25 protein-coding genes and 3 pseudogenes are annotated in these 21,798 nt (G+C 68.4%); 16 read left to right on the plus strand and 12 right to left on the minus strand.

The window, feature by feature from the left end; translation table 11 throughout:
* Nucleotides 1-278, plus strand: a 278-nt coding sequence (locus ACEXOX_RS45255) for a hypothetical protein (protein WP_406526963.1), incomplete at its 5' end; no start/stop codon positions are given.
* A gap of 208 nt (nt 279-486) precedes the next feature.
* Here ACEXOX_RS45255 and ACEXOX_RS45260 read toward each other — a convergent pair.
* Entirely contained in the window at nt 487-1,548 is a 1,062-nt protein-coding gene (locus ACEXOX_RS45260; RefSeq protein WP_406526964.1) for a pentapeptide repeat-containing protein, read from the minus strand.
* 191 nt (nt 1,549-1,739) lie between these two features.
* On the opposite strand from ACEXOX_RS45260, the gene ACEXOX_RS45265 reads away from it, so the two are divergent.
* Nucleotides 1,740-2,579, plus strand: coding sequence for a hypothetical protein (locus ACEXOX_RS45265; RefSeq protein WP_406526965.1), 840 nt, complete (start codon nt 1,740-1,742; stop codon nt 2,577-2,579).
* A 197-nt stretch (nt 2,580-2,776) separates the two neighbouring features.
* Nucleotides 2,777-3,085, plus strand: coding sequence for a hypothetical protein (locus ACEXOX_RS45270; protein WP_406526966.1), 309 nt, complete (start codon nt 2,777-2,779; stop codon nt 3,083-3,085).
* Nucleotides 3,086-3,141: 56 nt separating this feature from the next.
* On the opposite strand, the gene ACEXOX_RS45275 is transcribed toward ACEXOX_RS45270, so the two are convergent.
* The 3 genes and pseudogenes from ACEXOX_RS45275 to ACEXOX_RS45285 form a co-directional block, all read right to left on the minus strand.
* On the minus strand, nt 3,142-3,327 hold the full coding sequence (locus ACEXOX_RS45275) for a hypothetical protein (RefSeq protein ID WP_406526967.1): 186 nt from the start codon (nt 3,325-3,327) through the stop codon (nt 3,142-3,144).
* 113 nt (nt 3,328-3,440) lie between these two features.
* On the minus strand, nt 3,441-4,955 hold the full coding sequence (locus tag ACEXOX_RS45280; protein ID WP_406526968.1) for a PQQ-binding-like beta-propeller repeat protein: 1,515 nt from the start codon (nt 4,953-4,955) through the stop codon (nt 3,441-3,443).
* Nucleotides 4,956-5,228: 273 nt separating this feature from the next.
* A pseudogene (locus ACEXOX_RS45285) lies at nt 5,229-5,444 on the minus strand (integrase core domain-containing protein); the annotation flags it as partial.
* 420 nt (nt 5,445-5,864) lie between these two features.
* Here ACEXOX_RS45285 and ACEXOX_RS45290 point away from each other — a divergent pair.
* The 3 genes and pseudogenes from ACEXOX_RS45290 to ACEXOX_RS45300 all read left to right on the plus strand — a co-directional run bounded on the left by ACEXOX_RS45290 (nt 5,865) and on the right by ACEXOX_RS45300 (nt 8,213).
* Complete coding sequence (locus ACEXOX_RS45290; RefSeq protein WP_406526969.1) at nt 5,865-6,179, plus strand: hypothetical protein; 315 nt, start codon at nt 5,865-5,867, stop codon at nt 6,177-6,179.
* A 1,263-nt stretch (nt 6,180-7,442) separates the two neighbouring features.
* Nucleotides 7,443-7,637: pseudogene (locus ACEXOX_RS45295) on the plus strand (hypothetical protein); the annotation flags it as partial.
* A 78-nt stretch (nt 7,638-7,715) separates the two neighbouring features.
* A complete protein-coding gene (locus ACEXOX_RS45300) occupies nt 7,716-8,213 on the plus strand; it encodes a hypothetical protein (protein WP_406526970.1) in 498 nt (165 codons plus the stop codon).
* 535 nt (nt 8,214-8,748) lie between these two features.
* Here the strand turns inward: ACEXOX_RS45300 and ACEXOX_RS45305 are convergent.
* On the minus strand, nt 8,749-9,189 hold the full coding sequence (locus tag ACEXOX_RS45305) for an ArsR/SmtB family transcription factor (RefSeq protein WP_406526971.1): 441 nt from the start codon (nt 9,187-9,189) through the stop codon (nt 8,749-8,751).
* Nucleotides 9,190-9,998: 809 nt separating this feature from the next.
* Here ACEXOX_RS45305 and ACEXOX_RS45310 point away from each other — a divergent pair.
* The gene (locus tag ACEXOX_RS45310) at nt 9,999-11,048 is read left to right on the plus strand and encodes a LuxR C-terminal-related transcriptional regulator (RefSeq protein ID WP_406526972.1); all 1,050 of its coding nucleotides are present in this window, start codon (nt 9,999-10,001) and stop codon (nt 11,046-11,048) included.
* Between the two features lie 821 nt (nt 11,049-11,869).
* Nucleotides 11,870-12,034 (plus strand): annotated as a pseudogene (locus ACEXOX_RS45315) (DJ-1/PfpI family protein); the annotation flags it as partial.
* Nucleotides 12,035-12,040: 6 nt separating this feature from the next.
* Here ACEXOX_RS45315 and ACEXOX_RS45320 read toward each other — a convergent pair.
* The gene (locus tag ACEXOX_RS45320; protein WP_406526973.1) at nt 12,041-12,790 is read right to left on the minus strand and encodes a transposase family protein; all 750 of its coding nucleotides are present in this window, start codon (nt 12,788-12,790) and stop codon (nt 12,041-12,043) included.
* 770 nt (nt 12,791-13,560) lie between these two features.
* Between ACEXOX_RS45320 and ACEXOX_RS45325 the strand changes: the two genes are divergently transcribed.
* From ACEXOX_RS45325 to ACEXOX_RS45360, 8 genes are all read left to right on the plus strand, one after another.
* On the plus strand, nt 13,561-13,944 hold the full coding sequence (locus ACEXOX_RS45325; protein ID WP_406526974.1) for an SdpI family protein: 384 nt from the start codon (nt 13,561-13,563) through the stop codon (nt 13,942-13,944).
* Nucleotides 13,945-13,956: 12 nt separating this feature from the next.
* Nucleotides 13,957-14,664 carry a hypothetical protein gene (locus tag ACEXOX_RS45330; protein WP_406526975.1) on the plus strand — a complete coding sequence of 236 codons (708 nt, stop codon included), beginning with the start codon at nt 13,957-13,959 and terminating at the stop codon, nt 14,662-14,664.
* Between the two features lie 218 nt (nt 14,665-14,882).
* Nucleotides 14,883-15,296 (plus strand): SdpA family antimicrobial peptide system protein, encoded by a 414-nt coding sequence (locus tag ACEXOX_RS45335; RefSeq protein WP_406526976.1) that lies wholly within the window; start codon nt 14,883-14,885, stop codon nt 15,294-15,296.
* 2 nt (nt 15,297-15,298) lie between these two features.
* Nucleotides 15,299-16,258: a sporulation-delaying protein SdpB family protein gene (locus ACEXOX_RS45340; protein ID WP_406527021.1), complete on the plus strand. Its 960-nt coding sequence runs from the start codon at nt 15,299-15,301 to the stop codon at nt 16,256-16,258.
* Between the two features lie 212 nt (nt 16,259-16,470).
* Nucleotides 16,471-16,668 (plus strand): hypothetical protein, encoded by a 198-nt coding sequence (locus ACEXOX_RS45345; RefSeq protein WP_406526977.1) that lies wholly within the window; start codon nt 16,471-16,473, stop codon nt 16,666-16,668.
* The gene (locus ACEXOX_RS45350) at nt 16,665-17,108 is read left to right on the plus strand and encodes a DUF721 domain-containing protein (protein ID WP_406526978.1); all 444 of its coding nucleotides are present in this window, start codon (nt 16,665-16,667) and stop codon (nt 17,106-17,108) included. Before ACEXOX_RS45345 ends, ACEXOX_RS45350 begins: the two co-directional genes overlap by 4 nt.
* A complete protein-coding gene (locus ACEXOX_RS45355) occupies nt 17,105-17,509 on the plus strand; it encodes a hypothetical protein (protein WP_406526979.1) in 405 nt (134 codons plus the stop codon). The genes ACEXOX_RS45350 and ACEXOX_RS45355 overlap by 4 nt, the downstream gene beginning before the upstream one ends.
* 45 nt (nt 17,510-17,554) lie before the next feature.
* Complete coding sequence (locus tag ACEXOX_RS45360; RefSeq protein WP_406526980.1) at nt 17,555-17,944, plus strand: hypothetical protein; 390 nt, start codon at nt 17,555-17,557, stop codon at nt 17,942-17,944.
* Nucleotides 17,945-18,007: 63 nt separating this feature from the next.
* On the opposite strand, the gene ACEXOX_RS45365 is transcribed toward ACEXOX_RS45360, so the two are convergent.
* From ACEXOX_RS45365 to ACEXOX_RS45390, 6 genes are all read right to left on the minus strand, one after another.
* Nucleotides 18,008-18,448, minus strand: coding sequence for a hypothetical protein (locus tag ACEXOX_RS45365; protein ID WP_406526981.1), 441 nt, complete (start codon nt 18,446-18,448; stop codon nt 18,008-18,010).
* A gap of 219 nt (nt 18,449-18,667) precedes the next feature.
* On the minus strand, nt 18,668-19,282 hold the full coding sequence (locus ACEXOX_RS45370) for a hypothetical protein (protein WP_406526982.1): 615 nt from the start codon (nt 19,280-19,282) through the stop codon (nt 18,668-18,670).
* 81 nt (nt 19,283-19,363) lie between these two features.
* Nucleotides 19,364-19,609, minus strand: a complete 246-nt coding sequence (locus ACEXOX_RS45375; protein ID WP_406526983.1) for a type II toxin-antitoxin system RelE/ParE family toxin — start codon at nt 19,607-19,609, stop codon at nt 19,364-19,366.
* Nucleotides 19,606-19,866, minus strand: coding sequence for a type II toxin-antitoxin system Phd/YefM family antitoxin (locus ACEXOX_RS45380; RefSeq protein WP_406526984.1), 261 nt, complete (start codon nt 19,864-19,866; stop codon nt 19,606-19,608). The genes ACEXOX_RS45375 and ACEXOX_RS45380 overlap by 4 nt, the downstream gene beginning before the upstream one ends.
* A 152-nt stretch (nt 19,867-20,018) precedes the next feature.
* Nucleotides 20,019-21,083: a hypothetical protein gene (locus tag ACEXOX_RS45385; RefSeq protein ID WP_406526985.1), complete on the minus strand. Its 1,065-nt coding sequence runs from the start codon at nt 21,081-21,083 to the stop codon at nt 20,019-20,021.
* The gene (locus tag ACEXOX_RS45390; RefSeq protein ID WP_406526986.1) at nt 21,053-21,583 is read right to left on the minus strand and encodes a hypothetical protein; all 531 of its coding nucleotides are present in this window, start codon (nt 21,581-21,583) and stop codon (nt 21,053-21,055) included. The genes ACEXOX_RS45385 and ACEXOX_RS45390 overlap by 31 nt, the downstream gene beginning before the upstream one ends.
* Between the last annotated feature and the right edge of the window lie 215 nt (nt 21,584-21,798).

Here is a 21,798-nt window from a genome sequence, read left to right on the forward strand (position 1 = left end):
GGCCCGGGGGCCCGGGGGCACATCGCGTACACGCCGGCACCGCGGACGGAGACGGCACGCCAGGGCCTCCGCCGTGGCGTGCCCGCACCCAGATGTCCGACCTCCTGCACGCCGCGCTGCCCGAGTTCCTCGGCAGCCTCGGCGCCGCCCTCACCGTGGCCCTCGGCGCCTGGAGCGCCCGCGCCCTGCGCGCCCGCCGGGCCCGCCCGGGCGCAGCCCCGCCCGGGCCCCGTCCCGAGGAACACGGAGGCGCGGGAGGCGGCCAGCAGTCCGCCTAACCCTTCGCCGCGGGCGGCACGCGGCCCGCCGTCCACGGCATGAACGCTGGCATCCGCCCCGGGAGCCCCGGAGTCCGCCGGGGCAGAACCGGGAGGCGCAAGTACGAGGCGGACTCCACCGGCTCGTCCCCGAGTTCTCCCTGTTCCGACGGCGCGTAACGCATCGGCGAGGGCGGGGGTGCAATCGACCGATTGCGCCTCCCCGGGGTTATTGGATAGACGGAACCGTGCCCGACGCCCTATCGAATGACACCATGCCTCCGGAGATCGTCGCACCGTCGAAGGACGTCACCCCGCCGGAGAACATCGCGTTGTCGAAAGACACACGACTGCCAGAGAATGTCGCGTTGTCGAAGTGCACGTGGCCGCCGGAGAACGTCGTGCCGCTGAAGGACACCCGACCGCCGGAGAACCTCGCGTTGTCGAAGTGCACGTGGCCGCCGGAGAACGTCGTGTCACTGAAGGACACCCGACCGCCGGAGAACCTCGCGTTCTCGAAAGACACCACGCTGCCGGAGAACGTCACTTGATAAAAGGACACGTAGCTGCCGGAGAACGTCGCGTTGTCGAAGTACACATGGCCGCCGCCGGAGAACGTCGCGCCGCCGAAGTCTAGGTCGCCGTCGATGGCGACCTCAGTGAGATCAAGAGAGCAGCCCTGCCAGGAGCGATGGGTTCCCAGGGGGCGCCGGTAGTGATCGCCGATGAGGCGCAGGATCGTGTGTCGGACCTTACGGAGGGCGAGGTAGCGGTGCTGTTCCTCTTGGTGGGCCGACTGTCCAGGGCCTGGGCCGAAGGGGAGCTGGAGGTAGGCGCATAGGACGTCGATGCAGGTCTGGCGTAGGTCTTGGGTGGGGGCGTCGTCAGCAAGGCCAGCCAGTGCGTGGACGCCGCCGAGCCGGACGGCCGGGGAGTCGGAGCCGAGTTTGTCGACGGCCTGGGAGAAGCGTTCGGTGTGGAGGCGAGTGGCTTCGCGGTGGGCGCCGGCCTCGTCGACGCGCTGGCGGCGGTAGGCGACGACTAGGGCGACGAGCGCACCGGCCCCGGCGACCACCCCGAAGGAGAGCTTCACCAAGTCGAAGAGCGTCTTCGCGTCGAGCTTCGCGGTGCTGTCGATTTCCTTGAAGTCGAGCAGCGCCACCAGCGCGTAGAAGATGCCGCCAGCGACCAGGATCGCCGCAGCGAAGGCGAGGGTCAGCGCCCGGCCGACCTTCCACAACCGCAATTCCCGGTCGTGCGGAGTGGACCGCGGCTTCCGGTTGGCTGTCATGAGGATGGAGACAAAGCTCGAAGGCCCACGGTTGCAGGGCGATCCCACATCGATGCACAACGGGGGCCAGGAGCGACCGTTTCCGCCCCAGCCGGAATGGATCACGACGGATACCCAACCCCGAGACCGCCCCTGCGGCCATTGTCAGGGTTTTCCTGACGCAACCCATCCGTCAGGGTTAGCCTGACAGCATGAGTGAGAAGGACGCACCAGCCGCGGACACCACCACCCCTCCCGGCAAGGCGGTCCAGGACCCGCCGCACCCGTACGACGAGCAGGCGCTGGCCCGCATCATGTTGTCCGACGCCTACCGGGAGGTCGCCGAGTCCGCCCTGCGCGGCGTCCCCACCTGGTACGACAAGGGCGGTTTCAGCGGCCAGGGCAGCTATGTAGAGGAAGCCGCCGCCCTGGTCCGCCGCGCGGAGGACGTCCTGCGCTGCGCGGTCGTCTACGAGCGCGAGCGGCGCAGCAGCTGGGAGGACATCGGCGGCGCTCTGGGTGTCACCCGCCAGACCGCCCACGAGCGGTTCGCCGACGTCGTCGCCCGCTGGCGCGCGCCCCTCGACAAGCCCGAGCGCTACCTCCCCGACGGCACCCCCGACGACGAGCGCATCCCCTACGGCGCCCGCTACGCCGACGGCACCCTCCGTCCGGAGTACGGCACCGCTGAGCAGACGGCCAAGGACCTGGAGGAGTGGCTCCAGCAGCGCACCGTCCCCGGCGACAGCTGGGCCGACGAGGAGCACCCGGTGACCGGCGCCCTCACCCGGAACAGCACCGCCACCATGCTGATGCGGCTGTCGGGCATCTCCCGCCGGCTGCTCGACGAGCAGATGGTGCCCGCCCCCCGGGTGGAGGCCGACCTGTGCGAGCGCCGGGTGGCGCTGTACGAGCGGATGATCCGCGAAGGGGACGTCGTCCCCGCCGACATCCACAAGTGGATCCAGCGGGACCGCGCCCGCGCCGCCGACCTGCGCGCCACTCCCGGCACCGGGACTCCCTGGCCCGCCGAAGACTCCGACAGCAGCTGACCGGCTCCCGATGCCTCCAGGGCCTCGCCCGGCTTCGGCCGCGCGGGGCCCTTCCGCGTTGTCATCCCCGGTTGGAGGGGCCTGGTCTGGTGACCTGCGATGTATCCGGAATGTCCGGGCATCGAAACAGGGCTGGGGCGCGCCCTCATCCGGGCGACATCCGCAGGAACCGTCCGCTGGCGTCCTACCGTCGCCCCATGCCATCCACCCCGGCCCCGGTCTCCCTCCCGCCCGTCCGCATGAAGCAGGACGCCGCCACCGAAGCCGTGCGGGCGGGTGTCGCCGACGGCACCCCCGTGCGGCGCCTGGCCCAGATCACTGGTTGGTCGGTCGGTTGGGTCTCCGAACTGGCCAAGGAGTTCCGGGCCAAGGTCGATCTGCCCGTCCAGCAGTCCCGCGACGAGTTGGACGCGCTGCAGGAGTGCATCGACGCCCTGGAGAGCCTGGAGGACGCGGCCCGCCGTCGGATCCTGCTGTACCTGAGCGACCGCTTCGGCGCCCGTTGAGCGTTCGCTGCGTCCGCGATTCGCGGACACGGAGTTTTGAGCGTTTTGAGCGGCCTCTACGCGCGCACGCGTAAGGACCGCAGCGGCCGCCTGGTGCAGCGTCCCGTACCGGGTGGCCGCTGCAGCAGCCGGTCGTCCGCCTCGCTGTGCTGCCAGCCGTCGCCACGGGCCTCGCCCGTCCCGCGCACCCGCCGCCGGCGCTCCGCCCGCTCGCGGTAGACCCCCGTCGCTCCCGTCTCCACGGCCGCTCCCTATCCCTGTAGTTGGCCCCAACCGCACGATGCGGCGGTAAGAGAAACGAAGGGTGACCTGCGAAGCTCCAGTACGGCGGCAGCTACGTTGTGGAGGTAGGTCCCTACGCGGCCGAGCATTCGAGGATGCGGCCGTCGCTGGTGCCGATGATGAACCGGCCGTTGGCTGTGACGGTGAGAGCGGTAGGTACGGCGGAGACCGCACCGACGGTGAGGTGCTGCCGCCAGCGCACGGTGCCGTCACCCAGGTCTAGTGCGACCACCTCTCCATCGTCGTACCCGACGTAGACGGTAGCCGCGTCGGCGTCCAATGCGGCGGCTTTCCGGTCAGTACGGAACACCCACCGCGGGCGCCCGTCGGTCGTCTCGCGCCGGACGACGAACGACCCGCCGGGCTGGAGCCCGTGGCCGTGATACACGGTCCCGGCGTGGACCAGAGTTCCGTCCTCGACCTCGACCCCAGGACCGCCGAAATGCGTCTCGCCGGGCTCCCAGGAGTACCGGAACAGCCGCCGGGCCGACCGTGCGAGGGGTACGACGGGCCTCCCGGTCGCGGGCCCTTGCAGGTCCACGGCCGCGACCCAGCACTCGCCCTTGTAGGAATTCGGCTGGCCCGAGGGCCGGAGAATCGACTGGAAGTAGATGCGGCGTCCGCCCCGGACGGGAAGCCGGCTGCGGTCACCATTGCGTCCGTCCGGTGACAAGGCCGGCCGGCCGTCAGCACAGCGCACCAGCGAGACGGGCGCCGACGGGACGATGCCGTCGAGTTGTTTCCCGTCGGCGAGAGAGAGGCGGACGACCGACTGCGGAACGGAATCGCGCATGCCGCGGCGGCGTATGAGCCCGACCCACGCGGATCCCTCGTCCGTGGCGACGACGATCTCGCGCCCGCCCTCCTCGTCCGGAACCATCCACGCACGCTCCCCCGAGGGCAGCCAGGACTCCATCTGCACTCCGTCGAGTGTGGCCAGTGTCCGACCGTCCGAAAGGACCTCGACCGCACGGACATTACGGCGCGGTTCCCAGTCCGTGCTCAGCTCCGAGAGCATCCGGCGGGCGACCTCGCTGCCGTCGGGACGCGCTGCCGGCACCCGCGGGCCGGCCAGGTCATGCTCGGTGAGGGACTTGGCAGGCACAGTGGCCCAGTCCGGCCTGCGCACCACCGCGACATGTCCTTCGACGCGTGCGGTGTCGTCCTGCCAGTCGTCGGGTGGTGCCATCACCATCCGCAGTGCCTGTTCGTCGAGCCATTCCAGCTCCAGGACCTGGCGGCCCAGCCAGTGCTCGATGAGCGATACGGCCGTTCCCGTCTCCAGGTTCAGCAGGAGCAGCTCGCCTTCGAAGAAGTAGCCGCCGTCGTAGCGGCCGGTGCCGACCGCGAGCAGCGGAAGCGTGGGATGGAAAGCCATCGTGTGCACCGCGTAGCGCGAGCGGACGAGGGCGTGGCAGGCCAGGTCACCCGTGCCGTACACACCGACGGGTGCAGTGCCGCCGAACTCGTACCTGCCCGCCACGGCCAGCAGGCCACGCCGCCCGTCGACGGCGGCCAGTACAGGGTCACCGATCTCGGCGAAAGAACGGTCGCCGAAGATCCGGTCGACGGAGAGCGGGATAGTCATGCGTCGATCTTCGCAATATTCAGGAGATCATCGGGAACCTGGCCCCATGCCCGAAGCCTCGGCTCGCACTGACACACCACATGTCGCCAAGCGCTGACATTCCCACGTCGCCCGACACGGGAGGCAGTCAGCAGGTCGTCCGCGATTCGCGGGTACTTCCGCGAGGCCGTTACAGACGGTGCCCGGCGGGCGGGTAGTCCGGCATGGCCGGCGGGGGCCGGATCGACTCCCGGAAGGGTGTCACTGACGCCGACGACGGGGCGGTCACGACCCCTAGTTGTATTGCCCTGTGAGGTTGGTGACGCGGCTGGCTGGGGTGTGGCCGCTGATTTCGGTGTGGGGTCGGTGGTAGTTGTACCAGTCCAGCCAGGCGGTGAAGGCGGCCTGCCGTTCGGCGTCTGAGGTGTAGGGGCGGTGGGTCCGGGTTTCGCCGACGAGCTCCTGGTCGAAGCCCGCGCTCATCTGCAGCTCGCCGACCGTCTCTTGCCGACGGGCTCCATCTCCCTCAGGTGTGCGGGTGATGAGCACCTTCGTGGCGCGTACCGGGATGTGCGGCCCGTTGTCGGCGCCGGACGGTCGGTGTCGGTTACTCCGCCGGTGTCCACGGCGGGTCATGGGTGTAGTTCAGCCCATCGCAGGACCAGCAGTGCCACTCGTCCGGGACCCGGTACAGCTCCCGCCAGAAACCGGTGGGCTCGCCGTAAACGACACAGTCTTCGCCACACCACCCACACTCGAACGAAAAGTCCACGAGCTTTCCCTCCCCGACCCGTACGGGCCACAAGCCTCCCTTGGTAGCAGTAGTGGCCCTGGGAAAGGCACCGGAAACCGGTCCAGGCGGACGGCCCCGCCCCTGCCGGTTGCCCGGAGGGGCAGCTGCGCCGCGGCGCACCGGCACCGTCGTACGCCGTGACGGCCGTGAACCGCTCGGGCCCTGTGGGGCGATCGGAAGCCGAGGCGGAGGCTCGGCAGACGTTCAAGAGCGAGCAGGGGCGCCGCTGGTACCGGCACAACCCGAACGGCGCGGACGCCGTCGCGGCGGCCACCAAGGCCGCCGGCACGGCACAACGGCGTACGGCCGAGTACCTGCTCGTGACACGTCTGGAGCAGCTGCGCGAGCAGGCCCCCGCCCGCACCGGGACAGCCGAGGCCGTGCCGTGGACGGACCGGCTGCCCGAGCTCGCCGCGCCCGCACCCTTGATGACGGCACGGCCGGAGTGGTGATCGCGTGGCGACAGACCTGAGCAGTGTCGACCTCGCGCGCCAGGCACTGGTCTCCGCCCGAGCGGCGGAAAAGGTTCGCCTCCGCTCGCGCGGAGAGCACTTCACGCCGTGCCCCTCGTCGCCCTGGGGGACCGGCTCACCTCCGCTTGCGTGGAGAGCACGCAGCGGCAGGGAATGACGCGCCGCCGGGGTTCTGGCAGAGCGGCTGACGCAGCGCCTGGCGGCCCAGGGCGGCGGGCTCGTGCGGTCGGCTGGCTGCTCGGCCGCGAGCTGCCCCGGCGACGACGTGTGCCTGCTGTCGCCTGCAAGAAGTAGCGTGATCGGGTCACCGTGCTACTGCCTCGAATGCACCCTTCGGGTGGAAATGTCGGTGTTCTCACAAGTAAGTAAAATCCCGCATCCCGCCGGGTAAAACCACTGGTCGTGCCCTGTGGTCCCCGCGCACGCGGGGGTGGTCCTGCTCCAGGGGCATCCGTGAGCCCCGCCAGTGCAGTGGCGCAGGCGGCGGCGCCAGCATGGCGGACTGCTTACGGCAGGAGGGCGGTTTCACTCGGGCGCGTCGACGCCTGCTTGCCACTTGCGGTGGGTTGCCGCCCGGCGGCGCTGCTTGCACTCGCAGCTTTAACAGTGAGCGTCCCGCCTGTCCAGACCCTGCTCGTTTATGAGGGTGACCAGCAGCCGTTATGCAGGTATGGACCGTGCGTTCTTTTGCGAAGTCTTCGCCCGCGGCGGCAGGCCCGCCCTGGACACTGCTTTGACGCAGTTCGCCGGCCGCCTACCGCAGGACCGGTGGGAAGCGGCCCAGGACGCTGTCGCTCAGGCTCTGGAAGACCACGCGGTCGCCCTGGAGGCGGTCCTCGACCAGAGGCAGGCCACGGCCAGAGACCTCGCACGGCAGGCGGATAGGGAACGGTGGGAAACCGAGATGTGGCGGAAGTTTGTGTCCGACGACTTGCTCGGCGCCCCGGACGGGCCTCGACAAGGGGCTGCCCCGGAGAGCCCCGGCGAGGACGATGATGGTACGACGGCCCGGAGGTGACCCGGCATGGCGGTGGTGACCCCGCATGTCAGCATCGTGCCGGTGACGGATGCGGCGGATGTTGCAGAGCCCGACGCTGCGGCAACCCTTCACACCCTGATGTGGTTGCTGAGACGGGTGAGGGTGCAGATGTCGGTGGGTTTTCCAGCTACGGCCGTGAGGGGTCAGATGATCTGCCGGGACCCGCGGGTACGCGCAAGAGGCGGGCCGGTGGCCGGGCCCACCCCTACCCGGCCGCCCGGGGAGACCTGCTGCACCGGCTCGGCCGATTGCCCGAGGCCGCGTCGGCCTACCGGGAAGCACTCGACCTGGCCGGCACCGAACCCGAACGGGCCCACCTGCGAAGCAAGCTGACCGAGATCGAACCGCCCAACCCAGCTGACAAGACCCCACATGACGGTTGCTCTGAGCCGCGCTGAGTCTTCAACCTCGTGGCCAGTGGGTTCGTCTTCTCTCCGGCAGCGGTCTAACTTCGGGATTCCTGAAGCGGTCTCACCATGCCTGATCGGTTCACGATCGGGGTGAAGGTGAGGGGGCTCGGGTTGGCGCTGGCTGTCGTAGGGGACCGGCGTGATGTCCGGCCGCCGGCCACGGCGGAGGAGCTGGAGCAGCTCGAGACCGACGTGCTGGCGGGGTTCGCGTTGGCGCGGGTCTCGGCTGGATTGGCGGACGGCACGATCCGCGGGGACGTCGGGCACCTGGAGCTGACGCGGTCCTGGTTCGGCCGACCGCTGTGGGAGACGGAGCCGCCCGACGCCGACGCGTACTTCGGGAAGGTATTGCGGGCATCGCCGAGCGGCACCCGGCTGGGCGCTCTCAGGCGCGCCACCCTGGAGCGGCTCTGCGTCGACCGACAGCTTGAAGAGGCCATGGTCCACGGCCCTGGCCAACTCCACCTTGCCGAGGTCTTCGGCCTCGACGAGAAGACCGCGATGCGCTACGCGAACTCCGCACGAGCCTTGCTGGAACAGGCCGCTGAACATCACCTTCGATGAAATCTGCTCGACCGGGAGGCACCGTTAAGGGAATCATGGACGCGTTTCGGCCTTCCGTTTCCTAAAGCGGCGGGAAGTGGCAGTGATGGTCTGGAGGTAGAGCGGAATAGTCACGGAGGCAGGACCGATGTGACCTGCCGCTTGGCTGCTCACGCTGCACGAGGGTTTCCCGAGTGGCTTCCGCTTTCCGGGTGGCGGTATATGTGCCACGCATTTGGCGCCTCCAGTTCTTTGCCACTGGCCTTCGGGGATTGATTCTCACCCGATGGCGCACCCAAAATTCAGAGAGGGTTGGATTCTCATGAGCTGCCGATATAGAAGGCATTATCTTGGGGCGGCGGTTCAACCGGCAACCTTTTTAGCTTCAGCTAAAACAGGACGGCAGCAGCGCTCTTCAGCAACCGTGTGGAGGAGCTGGCGGGCGTTCGCCGGTCCCGCTCGATCGGGGACGCAAGCGCAAACGCCCCTGCCAGTTTTCGGCAGGGGCGTAGCTGCGCTATCGCTCGTCAAATGCGCGCGAGGAGAGCGCAGGGTTTCATGGAGGAAACGGACGGGTGTCGCGGAAGAACGGGCCGCCGAGCCGTCTGCCATGTGAGCACAGTTCGGCAGGGTCCGGAGCGGCGTGCAGAAGATCGCGACCGAGCGTAGTGACGGTGTGCACGACGCGACCGCCGCCGCTGCGCCGGGTCGAGATCAGCCCTGCAGCTCGCAGCGTGCCGGTGTGCTGGCTCACCGCGCCCGGGGTGACCCCCAGTTTATCGGCGAGTTCGCCGTTGGTGCAGCCGTCACGCAGTGCCTGGAGAATGGCGGCCCGAGTCCTGCCCAGCAGGGCCGCCAGGCGCTCTGCCGGCAGGCGGCTTGCGGCAGACGCGGACGAACGCTCCTCGTCCAGAAGTGAGCAGTGATGGCCACCTGGGCGGTCAGGAAAGATCAGGACCGGGCCGCTCTCCGCCCTCCCCGGGAGCGACGGAAGCACCGCGGCGCCCCCTGAAGGAAGAGCGAGGGGGACAGCAGCAGTCCACGCCCGTTCGGCTTCAGATGCTTCATGCCCGCGGAGTGAATTTCCAGCACGGGCGCGTTCCAACGTATGCCCGGGCCTAGGCCGTTCAGCAGGGCCTCGATTCCGTCACGGCACATGGCGTCCCGGCGGAAGTCCTGGGCCGAGGCTAGGTGAGCATGAACGCGCTTCCAGTGCGGCCGCACGGCCACCTGGCACATCTCTTCAACGGCCGCTGTTAAATGTGCTCTCTGCAGACCCGGGGTGCCGGAGTGGGCCGTATCCGGCACCGTTGCGACGCTCGACCAGGCGGACAGGACCTCCCGGGAGCCGCCACTCACACCTGCCAGCCGCCGGGCCTGTGCAAGCTCCCTTCCTGGATGCTCTAGCTTCACGAGCACTTTGTGGCGCCAGGCCTGCAGGAAATCGCTCCGCGTGTTGCGCAGGGCATCCACTGCGAAAATCGCCTCGACGTGTCGGCCAAGTGTGCCGATGATTCTGGTACGCGCCAAGTCGTCGACACAAAGAGTTACGCGTTGCACGAGTGTGGCAGTTCCATTTCTTGGTGCGACAGTTTTGCACGTCCGCCGGAGGCGAGCGAGCCGGGCGCCGCGGCGTCGAAGAGACGGACGGCTACCGAGCACCATGCGGTCGTAAGGAGGCGTAGGTGCCGGGGGTGAGGCGTATGCCGGCTCCGGTGGCACGGATAGGTTAAGCTTCCGGCTCAGCAAGAGAACGCCAGCCAGGGGGTCGTATTTCCGCCCGGCGGTAGAATGAGGGATTCCACCGTGCCTACTGCGTCGCGCGTCATACATGACGAGGGTTCACTCAGATCGCGATCCACGGAACCCGAGACGGCTCTTCTCCGCAGCGAGGACCGCGAGATCTATAGCTGGATCGCCGAGGTCGCTCATTGCTCCATCAAGGAAATCGCTTCAGGGACCGGACGGCAGCAGCAGGAGATTGAGGCGTCGATTGCCAGGTTGCTTCGGCTGCATCTGGTTCGTGCCGACTCCACGTCGCCCGCGCACTACTGCGCAGTGTCACCTGAGACGGCGCGAGTCGAACTCGTCGGACCTCTGCGGCGCGATATCGAGCGCCGGCACCACGAGGTCGACCGCATCAGTGCGGTGCTGCACGAGCTCACCAGCGTCTACCGGGAAAGAACAGCGTGCTGCGCGGGACCCGCAACCGTGGAGGTCGTCACCTCGCCTTCCCAAGCCGCTGAGCTGACCTTGCAGTTGGCCGCATCTTGCCGCTCGGAAATCCTGCTCTCCGAGCCGGACGTGTCCGCCGCTGTCGCAGCCATGCCATATTTCCATTCAGGCGGCAAGTCCGTGCTCAGTGCGGATGTCGTGGTCCGCACCCTGTTCCCGCACACGGCACGCTTCCGGCGGGACCTCACCGAGCACATGCAGGCCCAGGCGCAGCGCAATACGTCGTACCGCACTCGGAGCGACAGCTTCATGCCGCTGACCGTTTTTGACGGGCAGGTGGCGGTTTTCTCTGATCACACGCGTTCAGACGGAATCGTGCTGGTGCGGGACTCCGTCGTGGTTTCGTTCGCGGTCGCCGCCTTCGAGCGGGCGTGGACGCGGGGCATCACCTTCGGTACCTCCTGCGAGCGCCAGGTGGTGGATGAGATTTCCGAAAGCACCAAGCGCACCATCGTGCGTCTCATGGTGCAAGGTGTCGAGGACCGAGTGATTGCGCGGCGACTGAACATGTCCCTGCGGTCTTGTCAGCGCCACATAGAAGTCATCATGCGGCGGCTGGGCGCGAAGACCCGCATGCACGCGGGTTACCTCGTCAGTGAGCGTGGCCTCCTGAAGGATTGAACGAGCAGACAAGAGCGAGCCGCCGGGTAGCCGCCATAGGCGGCCTGAAAACCTGCATGGCAGCGCTGTTGCTTGGTGCGGAGCGGCGAGGCCCCGTTCGCAGTGTCCCAGTTGTGCCTCACAGCCCGACACCCCGGAGCTCCAAAGCCGTGCCTCGCCGGAGGATCAGAGGCGCAGGTTCGGTGCGCGGTGACCAGGGGCGTCCGGCGGCCACGGTGGCGCGGCTGCTGGGGTGTTCTGCCGATGCGGGGGCCCGGCTGCTGGGCCGGTTCGGTGAGGCTGGGCTGGTGGAGGTGTCGCAGGGGGAGACGGTGGCGCGGATGCGCGGCCGTGGCCGGGTGTGTGGTGCCGGTGGCGAAGGCGCGGGGCCGCCGTCCGGGCGTCGGCCGGCCGTACGGCGGGGAGAACGCCAAAATTCGGGACCCGGAGCGCGCGGGCGCGGGCGAGGAAGCGCCGTCGTCGGCGGGCCTCCCTCGGCCTCGGCGCACGTCTCCCTCGGTGTGGGGGAGCGCGCTGCGCGCGGACCAGCCCACCCCTTCTTCCCGCTCTGCCCGTTTGTCCTGCCTGGGCCCGGTCCTGAGCCGGCGTGTTCCGCAGGTGGCCGGGCTGCTCGACAGCGTCGTTCCGTCGCCCAACGGCTACCAGTGCGAACGGCTGGCCCGTGTGGTGCGGGGCCTGCTGGCCGGGGGTGAGGACGACGCGATGATCGCGTTCCGCCTGCGGGAGCGGCTGGAACCGCTGGCCACCGGTGACGCGGACCGGCCCTACGCGTTTCGCCGTGACGGACTGTCGTGGGCGCTGACCGTCGGCCTGCCCTACAGGCCCGGGGCGTCGACGACGGTGACCTGGTCACCGCTGGCGGCATCACCTCCGGCCTGGACCTCGCCCTGTGGCTGGTCCGCCGCGAACTGGGCGTCGACGCCGCGCTCGGCCTGGAGTCCATACTGGAGTACGAAACCCGCGGCACCGTCTGGACCTCTTACTGAGCCTTTTCAGCGTTGCCGCTCCAGGGTGAGGACAGCCCTGGCGATTGACGTCATTCGATTCGGGCTGCAGCGGGCGTGACGGAAGATCCTCCAGGTCTTCAGCCGGGCGACACCACGCTCGACCGGGACTCTTGTGCGGGCGAGCGCGTGATTGACGGTCTTCTGGGTCAGGGTGAGCTCTTGGCGGGGTCGTCGTTTGAACGCCGTGGTCAGCCAGGGGCCGGCTCCTTGGTAGGCGAGGTCGGCCACGAGTGGGACGCCCTGGCGTCCGCAGATCCTGATGATCCGGTGGGTGCGGGCGGCGGTGAGGTCATGGGTTCGGCCCGGCAGAGCGGGCGAGAGCCACAGCAGCCGTCCCGCCGGATCCGTGACCACCTGCACGTTCACTCCGTGACGCCGGTGCCTGGCCGAGTAGTCCGCCTGGCCGTCGCCGACGCGGTCGCACTCGACAAAAGTCCCGTCGAGCAGGGCGAAGCCGGGATCGCTCTCCCGCAGGACCTTGAGCAGGCCCGGCGCACGGACGGCAAGCAGAGTGATGACGGCGCCGACGTAGGCGTGAGCGGTCCCGACGGAGATGCCGAAACCGGCCGAGAGCTGGGCAAGCGTGTCGTGGCGGCGCAGGTACACCAGACCGATCAGGGCACGCTGGTGCGGCGGGAGCTTGCACCGGCGGTCACCTTCGCGGGTGACGATGAGCATCGTGACCCACTCGACCACGGCGTGCGGCAAGTCGAGTGCGGCAGGATAAGGAACCAACGAGGCACCTGCGCTGTTGAGTCGAGACGTCGAACACCTCCCTCAACGGCACGGGTGCCTCGTGCGTTGCGCACCGCCTCGCCAACACCCGATCAGTGGGCAGACTGAAAAGGCTCACTGAGCACTTCACCTGGCGGTTGAGCGAATGAGTGGGCGGGCGCGGTGGTGAGCTGCTTCACGAGGAAGCAGCCTTCCTGCTGGCAACAGGAACTGTTGCCCCGCTGTGTCCTACCAGGCGCGGGCCGCGGGAACGAAGCGCGTACCTCGTGTCACTTTCTCATGTACGGCTGCCCAGGAGCGCCCTGGTGACGAGGAAACAGCTTGGTCGAGTCGTGTCCGATACGCGCCGATCTTTGCTTCTATTTAGCCTACGCTAAACACCGAGCTAAAGTTATTGACGGGGTCGAGTGAGGTGATGTTAGCTTTGTCCAGCACGACGGAGATTCGCTGTTCAGGCTGCGGTTGGGTGTTTTTCTATCCCTGCCCTTACCGAATGATGGGCAAGATGCATTTCACGTGCGCAAACGCGCGGCTCAACGCCGCGAGTCAGGCTATCCACGCCCGGTCCGCGTCAACCAGTGAAACTCCCGTACCCGGCGCCCTTCCATCCTTCTCACCGGTCCGTTCCCCCTGTCATTCGCCATGCTCACGGCCCTTTCCAGCCTGCGAGGCACTGATCAGGGTGATGCGGAGAGTAGTCATGTGCACGATGGAAGTGTAGAGCTTTCCGGAACGGGAAACGCTAATGTCTACATTCTTGGAGGAGAGCAATGGATCCGGTCGCGGGTTTGGCATTTGGCGTAGGGCTGATCATGCTGGGCATGGTGATTCATTACATCAAGAACCAGGTTGCCAGCGGAAGCATCCGGCGCAATTCTGCAATTGGCATCCGGACCAAGGCAACGATGTCTTCGGACAGCGCTTGGGAGGCCGGGCATGCTTCGGCATCTCCGATGCTGATGGTGACATATCTGACCGCCTATGCCGTGGGTGCGGTTACCTTGGCACTCAGTCTGGCGTTGTCGCTGAACAATTCCAGAAACCCGGCTGTCATCATCATCCCATTGATTGGTACCGGATTGGTTCTCGCACTTCTCACGGCAGCCACAGTCAAGGCTAACTCGGCCGCGCGCACAGCCGGCCACTCGAATTAGGTAGTTCAGCACATGCTGAACTACATCACGTGTCGGAAGGGCAGTATGAAGTTCACACCGAGAAACGCAGTCGCCGCAGTAGTGGCCAGCTCTATCCTTGTGGCGGGTGGCGTTACTGCCCAGAGCGCCTTTGCCGACGACGGACGGGGGACTTCTGCGCCGGGCAAGGCGCAGCTCAAGGCAGTGAATGACGCCTCAAAGTACAGTGACAGGGAGCTTCTGCAGTTGTTGCTCGCTGCCCAGGGGCCGATCGCAGATGCACATCCCGAGCTGAAGCAGATGCTTGGGTTCAACCCTTCCAAGCCGCACACCAACGAAGAGGCGCTAGGGAAGATCATAACGGGTTATCTTGCCGCTCACCCCGAATTCCACGAAAAAATGGCGATTCCTTTCCATTCGGGGGATCCGGTCCGTGTTGACACTGCTCTGCGCGACTTCTCGGTGACCTTCATTGATTACATCAAGAAGAACGCCCAACCCGCGAACAGCAGTAGAGCCCAGGCGCAGACTAGAGGCTGGTTCTGGATGGGCGCGAACGTTGCCATCTATGTGAACGCTGTAGGCGCTGCCAACGCTGTCGCGTACACGACTGCTGGAGTTGCCACCAATGCCCTCGCGACCCTCGTGGTCGTTACGTGGTACCTCGAGGATGGCAAGCCGGCCAGTACAGGTATTGAGCGCGACGCGTTTGTCGATGCCCTGACCTCTGCGCTGACGTGAGTCGCGGTCCGGCGACCGTCAAGCAGCACTCTGACGGGCGGACCGCCGCAGGGAGAGGCCATGGTGCGTCGATTCGCTCAGCATCGGTTCTGGTCTCTGCCACTGGCGGCATTCTCTTGGTCGGAGTTCTACTGGCTGGATCGATCTTCTTTTCGCTCCCAAGCAACGTCCTTTCCACGCGCGATGGGGGTTATCTTCGGTCGCTATCAGCGAGGTTTATGCCCCAGAGTTGGGCCTTCTTCACTAAACCTCCGAGCGATCATGAGTTCGTTCCTTACATCGTGTCTGATGGCGGCGTCTCCTACGCGTCGCGACTTCCCAATTCACGCTCGGACAATCTCTACGGGTTGACGCGACGCCAGCGTGCGCAGGGCCCGGAGGTTGCCAGCATGGCGAACCAGGTGCAGACATGGAAAGACTGCGAGGAAGTAAAGGGAGACTGCCCGGCGGTGGTCGCCGGGTCCTCAGCTCCTGTACCTGTCACGAACTCATCTCCGGTGCCAACACTGTGCGGACGTCTGGTACTTGTGGAGTCGGCGCCTGTCCCATGGAAATTCCGCGATAGGTACGAAGGATGGCGCCTCGATAAGAAGGCTGCTCTCGTGGAGGCGAAGTGTTCGCGAGACAACTAGCTGTGCTGCAAAGATCTGTCCGGCACTTCCCAGCCGAGTCACGGGCTCTCGGCATAGGCAGGTCGATAATCGCACTCGCGCAAGCGTCGATCTTGATCTTCACGCCAGCCTCTCATCTCTTCGTTCCGGTGGGCAGTGATGAGATTGAGATTGCATGTTCTACCCCTGTGCAGGCTGCGTCACTGTATTGCCTCGCAGACTCGGCAGACCGGCAACTCCTCAATCTGCTCGTTCTGGCTCTGTTGCTGATTGTCGCGAGCGGCATTCTGCCTCGATACACGACCGTGCTGCATTTCTGGACATCAATTTCCGTCGGACAGTCGATATCACTGCCCGACGGCGGGGACGCTGTTGCGCAGGTCGTCACATTCTTCCTCATTCTCGCTTGCGCCAATGACAGGCGGACCTGGCACTGGCAACGTCCCAGCAGCGAAGAGCACAAGAGGTCAGTCTGGCAGGGTATCGCTTGGGCTGGTTGGTGGGGCGTGCGGGCCCAAGTCGCATACATTTACCTCAACAGCGCCCTGGCGAAATTGCCCGTCGGCCCGTGGGCGGAAGGCAGCGCAACCTATTACGTCGCCCGCATGGAGAACTTCGGGGCGGCTGGCCTGTTCGCCGACCTGTTTCGCTGGGCAACGAGCATCACGCCCATCGCTCTTCTCTCCGCCTGGGGGGCGATGGCGACGGAAACCCTGATCGCGTTCTTCCTATTCCGACGCGGGTCCCGGCAGGTGATGGCTGCGGCGATGAGTGTGTGTCTGCATATTCTGATCATCTTGCAGCTCGGAATTGTATCTTTCGGATTCATCATGGTGGGAGCGGTGTTCTGTGCGGCATCCCGAGGAATCGATGCCCAGACTCCGCAGCTGAAGAGGGTGTTGTCCCGCACTCGCATCCCAGTCGGGAAGATCGCGCACTCGTGCCGACGGTCTCTGATTGGGCAAGTAGCGCCGAAACGGTGACGCTCGGCTCGTAGAGAGCAGCCGGACCAAGCTGCTGACCGCCACCTGTAAGCTAAGCCGACCATCGTTGTGTAATCGGCGGGCCGTCCCCTCTCAGTTCCGGGGGCGGCCCGCCGCGCTATGACATGTCCGTTTCCTGGGACTGTCTATGCCTCTCCCTGCTTCCCCCTGGCGGGCCGACACTCCGAGGAGGCGGGCGGCGGGGGTGAGGGGTGGGGGCAGGTCATCGGCGGCTGGCCGCCGACATGGGTCAGGAGCGCACGGCTGAGTACCTGCTGGCGGCGCGGCTGGAGCAGCTGCACGAGCAGTCCGCCGCCCGGCCCGAGAGGCCCGCGCCGTGGACGGATCGGCTGCCCGGCCTCGCCACGCGCCCGCTGGACGGCGACGCCGGCGGGGCGGTGACCGAATGACCGGCGAGCTGAGCGGCGTCGACCTCGCCCGCCAGGCCCTCGTCGCGGCCCGGGAAGCGGCGAAGAAGAATGGCGCCACCCAGACGAAGAAGCCGAAGCGGCGCACCGGCACCGCCATACGCCGTGACGGCCGCGACCCGCTCGGGCTCGGTGCGGCGATCGGCATGATGATGACCGAACGCGGCATGGTCACCCCGGCCGCCGGCGGATCCGTCCTCACCGACTTCGACACCATCCTCGCCGCGTCCGTGCCCGAACTCGCCGGGCGCGTGCAGGCCGTGGCGTTCAACGCGGACACCGGCCGCCTGGACGTCGTCCCCGAGGCCCCGGCCGTCGGCACGAAGCTGCGCTGGAGCGCCCCGAAGCTGATCGCGCGGCCAACGGCCGGGTACCCGACGCGAACGTCCGCGCCCTGCACGTCCTGGCACCCGCGCCCATGAAGACCGGCCCCGCCACTACCGCGGCCGCGGTCGCCTTGCCCGCCTTGCCCGCCGTCCCCGTGGAGCGCCGGCCGCCGCCGGACGGATACCGGCACGCGATCGAGGCGCACCGCCAGGCCGCGCCGCCGCCCCGAGTGAACCCGGCCATCGCGAAGGCGATGGATCGGCAGACCAAGGCGATGCGCGAGCTGTCGCGCCGAGCGTTCCCCGAGCCCGACGTCGCCCCCGGCGATGCGCCGGCCTCGATCGAGCAGGCGCGCACCGAGCGCCGCCACCAGGCCGACATCTCCCACGCCGCGGCCCTGTGCCGTGCCCGAGCGGAGCGTGCAGCACGTGCAGCCGGAACAGCGGCCGTGGTCCCGAAGGCAGCTCCGCCCCAAAGGCCCGCTGAGGCGGGTTGACCGGATCTCCTCCATGCCCGGTTCACCAGGGGCCACCATCATCAAATGGACACTCAACCGGCGCGCTACTACGCCTACTTCACCGACACCGCTGAGGGTGAGGACGACGAACTGGAGGTGCTGGTCGAGTCGTGGGACGACGACGGCAGGGCCCTCATCCTGGACCAGGAGGAAGGCCGCCTCGTGGCCGCCAAGGACTTGCCGGGCTTCCGGCGGGTGGAGCGGTACAACGAGCCGCAGGTCCGCGGCGTGCTGCCGGGCGGGAACTGGAGGCTGCGGGCGAAGGAGGGACCGTCGTCCCACAGCCGTATCGGCTCCCCGGTCATCGCGTTCCTCGTCTACGACACGTACGTCCGGCCCGTCACACGCCTTCCCTCCCCCAACGGCCGATGGAAGACCACATCGGCGAAGTACGACCTCTTCCAGTCGGACTGACCAAGCAGTCCGGCCCGGCCGCGGCGTCCCTGTTGAGCAGGGGCGCCGCACGTCGTCCGGAGGTCAGGCGCTGGGCTCCGCCTTCGCAGTGTCCTCGCCGGCCGGCGGCACGTCCTGGTCGTCGTCACCCCAGAGCGCGCGGGCGAGGAAGTACAGGGCGACCATCCCGGCGTAGATGAAGGCACCCCAGCCGAAGATCAGCAGGAAGACGTTCGCGTCGCCGCGTGGGGCGCTGTAGGCGACGCCCTGCCCGGTGGTGAACAGCCACGGGAACCAGGCGGAGCGGACGAACCCCGGGTCGGCGTAGCGGCCTCCGCCCCGGCGCCACGCCATCAGCGGGACGTAAGCGAAGCCGACACTGGCCAGGCAGTACATGAAGGCGAAGAAGTCGTTGGCGATGAACCGGTGGCCGTTAGTGATCCCGAGGTAGGCGACCCCGGGCAGGAAGAGCACGGCCGGCACCCCGTAGCCCAGTACCTCGCCGCGGTCTCGAACCTTCGTCACACTCTCCCCCTTATGCTGTCGACGTCGTCGTGGGAACGGTACCGGCCGCGCTCAGCCGGACCCGCCGATCAGCAGCTGCCGTGCGGCCGGAAGCGGCCGGCTACTCGCGGCGCACGTGTTCCTCGGGGGTGGGCACGTGCCGGGTGACGTCGGCTGGCCGCTGAAGTCGACGGTGATCGTGAGCCGCAGGACGCCGTCGTGGCCGGGAGGAGGACGCCATCAGACGGCGGGGTCGGTGATGAGGTACTGCTGCTCGGCGTTGCGTACGCGCCGCTGTTCCCGGGCGCGGCGACGGTGCTGGACGAGGCCGTGCAGCGCGCCGATGACGACGAAGGCGGCGATGGTCAGGACGCAGAGCCAGGCGATCGCGTCTGCTTCGGCCCAGGTGCCGTCGGCCGCGGGCTCGGCATGCGCCTCGATGTACTGGGTGGTGAGGAGCACTTCGGCGACCGTGAAGGGGATCCCGGCGGCACTCCACAAGGCCATCGGGACCCACGGGCTCCACAGCCTTCGCTCGACGGGCAGCCCGAGCCCGCTTCGCACCGCCCGCGCCTGGGCGTCACTGCGGCGTGCCGCCACCCATCCAGCCGCCACGGAGCCGGCGGAGCCCACAACCAGCAGTCCGGCGAGATCTACGAGGACGGGCTGCGCGTCGGGCGGCACCAACCGGGCCGTCGCCATCACCGGGAAGGCCGTCACGATCAAGGCCCCCGCCAACGCCTTCCACTTCGACGACCACACCCGGTCTGCGCCACTGCACCACTGTTTGACGCACCGCACCACCGCCGCGGCCGCGCCCGCCCAGAACACCGCGCACAACACCACTGCCCCCACGGGATGGCTCCCCTCCCTCCGATCACCCTTGATGCCGGCCTCAGCGGATCCCGCTCCCGCGCAGTTGCTCCTTCGAGGCGTTCAGCGCACGCGTCCGAGGTGGATGACGCTGACGCGGACCTGCCGGTCACTGATCTCGTACATGACCCGGTAGGCCCCGACGTGGATGCGCAGCACGTCGGTGCTGCCGAACGCGCCCTCGGGCCGGGGATCGGTAGCGAGGTGGTCGACGGCGGTGAAGACCTGCCGCACGCCCTGCGGGTCGTCCTTGGCGAACCGCTCGGCCTGGGCGAGGGCCTCAGGCTCCCAGATGACCTCGTAGTTCACGCCTCGGTGCCGCCGAAGACACGGCGGTACGCCTCGTCGTGTGAGACGCCGGCGTTCTCGCCGCGGGCCTGGCGGGCGCGGTGGGCGGCCAGCGCCCGCATCTCCTGCAGCTCCAGGGCGTCGGCGGGGCTGACCAGTATGGCGATGGTCTGGCCGTGGTCGGTGATGGCGGCGGGCTCGCGGGTGGCGCTGACCTCGCGCGCGATGGCGCCCAGGCGGGCGCGGGCTTCCACGATCGAGTAGGTCGTCTCCGTCATGACACCACCTTACGGAAGTGTGCACTTCTTGGGTGGTGAACGCGCAGGGCCGCTCGGCAGCAGTGATCACTGACCCTGCGGTGACGCCGTTGGCCAGCTCACTGCGGGCCGGCTGACGGGGCCGCTCACCGGTGACGAGAAGGTGAGCGGCTCTAGAGCAGTGCGCCCAGCGGCCAGACGCGCTCGGCAAGCCGTCCGTGCAGGCGGTTCGCGGCGGTTTCGGCCTCGCTGAGCCAGTCCGCGGCAACCAGCAGCCCGGCGTGCTCGGCGACCTGGCCGGGGGACAGGGCGCAGAAAGGGGCGGCTTGGGCCAGGTCCAGGCCGTCGTCCTCGGCGGGTCCGAGGCGGCCGTCGGGGCGGGTGTGGGCGGCGGTGTACAGGGCCAGGAGCCGGGTGGCGGCGCCCACTTTCTTCTTGCGGAGTTTGCGGTCGCTCAGTGCCTTCTGGGCCCAGCCGGAGATCTTGGAGCGGGTGGTCTTGCCGAAGGCGAACGGGCGGGGCTGCTCGGGCAGCAGCGTGGGGACGGTGAAGGCGGTGGCGTCTTCAGGCCGGGAGGCCAGGGCCTCGGGGATGGTGCCGGGCAGGCGCAGCCAGCCGGCGTCGACCAGCTGCTGCAGCACCGGCTCGGCCTCGTCGTGGAGCCAGCCGGTCAGGTCCTGGCCGGTGACGTTGCCGGTGCCGTCCCGCGCGGCCCGCAGGGCGAGCATGAGCACCGCCAGGCGCACCTCGGCCTGCGGGGACGGGGCGTGGGCGGCGGTGTAGTCGAGCACGGTGCGGGTGTGCGCGGCCTGTGTGCGGGTCAGCAGCCGCTCCACCACCGGCTCGCCGTCTGCCGGGCTGCCGCCGCGGTTCTGGTGCATCTCGCGGGTGGTCTGCACGGCCTGCTCGGCGCGCTGGGCCTCGCGGCGCAGGCCGCCGTCGCCGTTGACGTCGGCCCACAGCGCGAAGGCGCGGGCTTTCCGCTCGTGGAGCTCGGCCAGAAAAGCGAGGTCGGGCTCGGGCCGCTGCTGGTAGGCGCGGAAGGCGTCTCCGAGCTCGATGAGCTCGGTCCGCAGGACCTCGGGCTGAAGGTCGTGCGGCACGGTCCGCTGCGCGATCTTCCCCCACCGCTTGGTCCGCGGTGCGGCGGCGCGGGCCCGGGGGACCGACGCTGGCGTGGTGGCGGCCGGGGAAGACGGAGCCCCGGTCACGGGGGAGGGGCTGAGGTCGGAGAACACCGCGCTCGCCTGCTTGCCTGCCGTTTGGCCAGCAAGTTCCTGATGTGCGGCTGGCGCAGCCGCCGCCTGGTCCGTTCCGGCCGGAGCGGTGCGGGCGGGGGTAGGGCGGTGTCCAGGACGCGGCAGCCGGGGGTGGCGGCCGCGCAGCGCGCGCACATCTCGGCGATCCGCCACAGCCGCTCGGCCCGGTCCGCGTACACCGCCAGGACCACCGGGCCCCCGCACCGCGCCGCCTGCGCCGGCGGCCGCGGCCCGCCGCGGCGTCCGGCGTCGGGATCGGGGGTGTGCCAGGCGCAGTCGGCGGCGCGGCAGGCGCACCACGCCTGGCCGCGCGGTCCGCCGCCCGCCCGGATGTGGGCCAGATGTGTGTTGACGTGTGCGACCGCGGCCTTGCGCCCGGCCGCCGCGCCCTCGGGAAAGCGCTGGTCGGGGCAGGCCGGGCGCGAGCAGGACAGCCGCACCGCACCGGCGGAAGGACGGCCGTAGGGGGACAGACGCACCGTCCACACCCGCCCCGTCACACACCCTTCGGGCCGTGCGCCAGCCTCCGCCACCATGTGCGTACTCCCAGTCGACTTCTTGATCCGTCCCCCGTGGGCGGCCCCATCATCGGGGACGACGGCCACCGCCCGTGGGAAAACGGCACGTCCCGGCCACGTGTTGCCCGGACCGCCGCGTGTCGGCCCGGGGCACAGGCCGCCGTGGCGCCACCTGA

Source organism: Streptomyces sp. Ac-502 (assembly GCF_045222935.1).
Classification (GTDB): Bacteria; Actinomycetota; Actinomycetes; order Streptomycetales; family Streptomycetaceae; genus Streptomyces; species Streptomyces monomycini.

What these genes read in the sequence shown, in the direction of transcription:
- ACEXOX_RS45270 (WP_406526966.1), top strand. Translation starts at nt 2,777, where the DNA reads ATGCCATCCACCCCGGCCCCGGTCTCCCTCCCGCCCGTCCGCATGAAG.
- ACEXOX_RS45335 (WP_406526976.1), top strand. Translation starts at nt 14,883, where the DNA reads ATGCCCCAGAGTTGGGCCTTCTTCACTAAACCTCCGAGCGATCATGAG.
- ACEXOX_RS45380 (WP_406526984.1), bottom strand. Translation starts at nt 19,866, where the DNA reads ATGACGGAGACGACCTACTCGATCGTGGAAGCCCGCGCCCGCCTGGGC.
- ACEXOX_RS45330 (WP_406526975.1), top strand. Translation starts at nt 13,957, where the DNA reads ATGCTGAACTACATCACGTGTCGGAAGGGCAGTATGAAGTTCACACCG.
- ACEXOX_RS45350 (WP_406526978.1), top strand. Translation starts at nt 16,665, where the DNA reads ATGACCGGCGAGCTGAGCGGCGTCGACCTCGCCCGCCAGGCCCTCGTC.
- ACEXOX_RS45280 (WP_406526968.1), bottom strand. Translation starts at nt 4,955, where the DNA reads ATGACTATCCCGCTCTCCGTCGACCGGATCTTCGGCGACCGTTCTTTC.
- ACEXOX_RS45265 (WP_406526965.1), top strand. Translation starts at nt 1,740, where the DNA reads ATGAGTGAGAAGGACGCACCAGCCGCGGACACCACCACCCCTCCCGGC.
- ACEXOX_RS45360 (WP_406526980.1), top strand. Translation starts at nt 17,555, where the DNA reads ATGGACACTCAACCGGCGCGCTACTACGCCTACTTCACCGACACCGCT.
- ACEXOX_RS45300 (WP_406526970.1), top strand. Translation starts at nt 7,716, where the DNA reads ATGCCTGATCGGTTCACGATCGGGGTGAAGGTGAGGGGGCTCGGGTTG.
- ACEXOX_RS45325 (WP_406526974.1), top strand. Translation starts at nt 13,561, where the DNA reads ATGGATCCGGTCGCGGGTTTGGCATTTGGCGTAGGGCTGATCATGCTG.
- ACEXOX_RS45355 (WP_406526979.1), top strand. Translation starts at nt 17,105, where the DNA reads ATGAAGACCGGCCCCGCCACTACCGCGGCCGCGGTCGCCTTGCCCGCC.
- ACEXOX_RS45260 (WP_406526964.1), bottom strand. Translation starts at nt 1,548, where the DNA reads ATGACAGCCAACCGGAAGCCGCGGTCCACTCCGCACGACCGGGAATTG.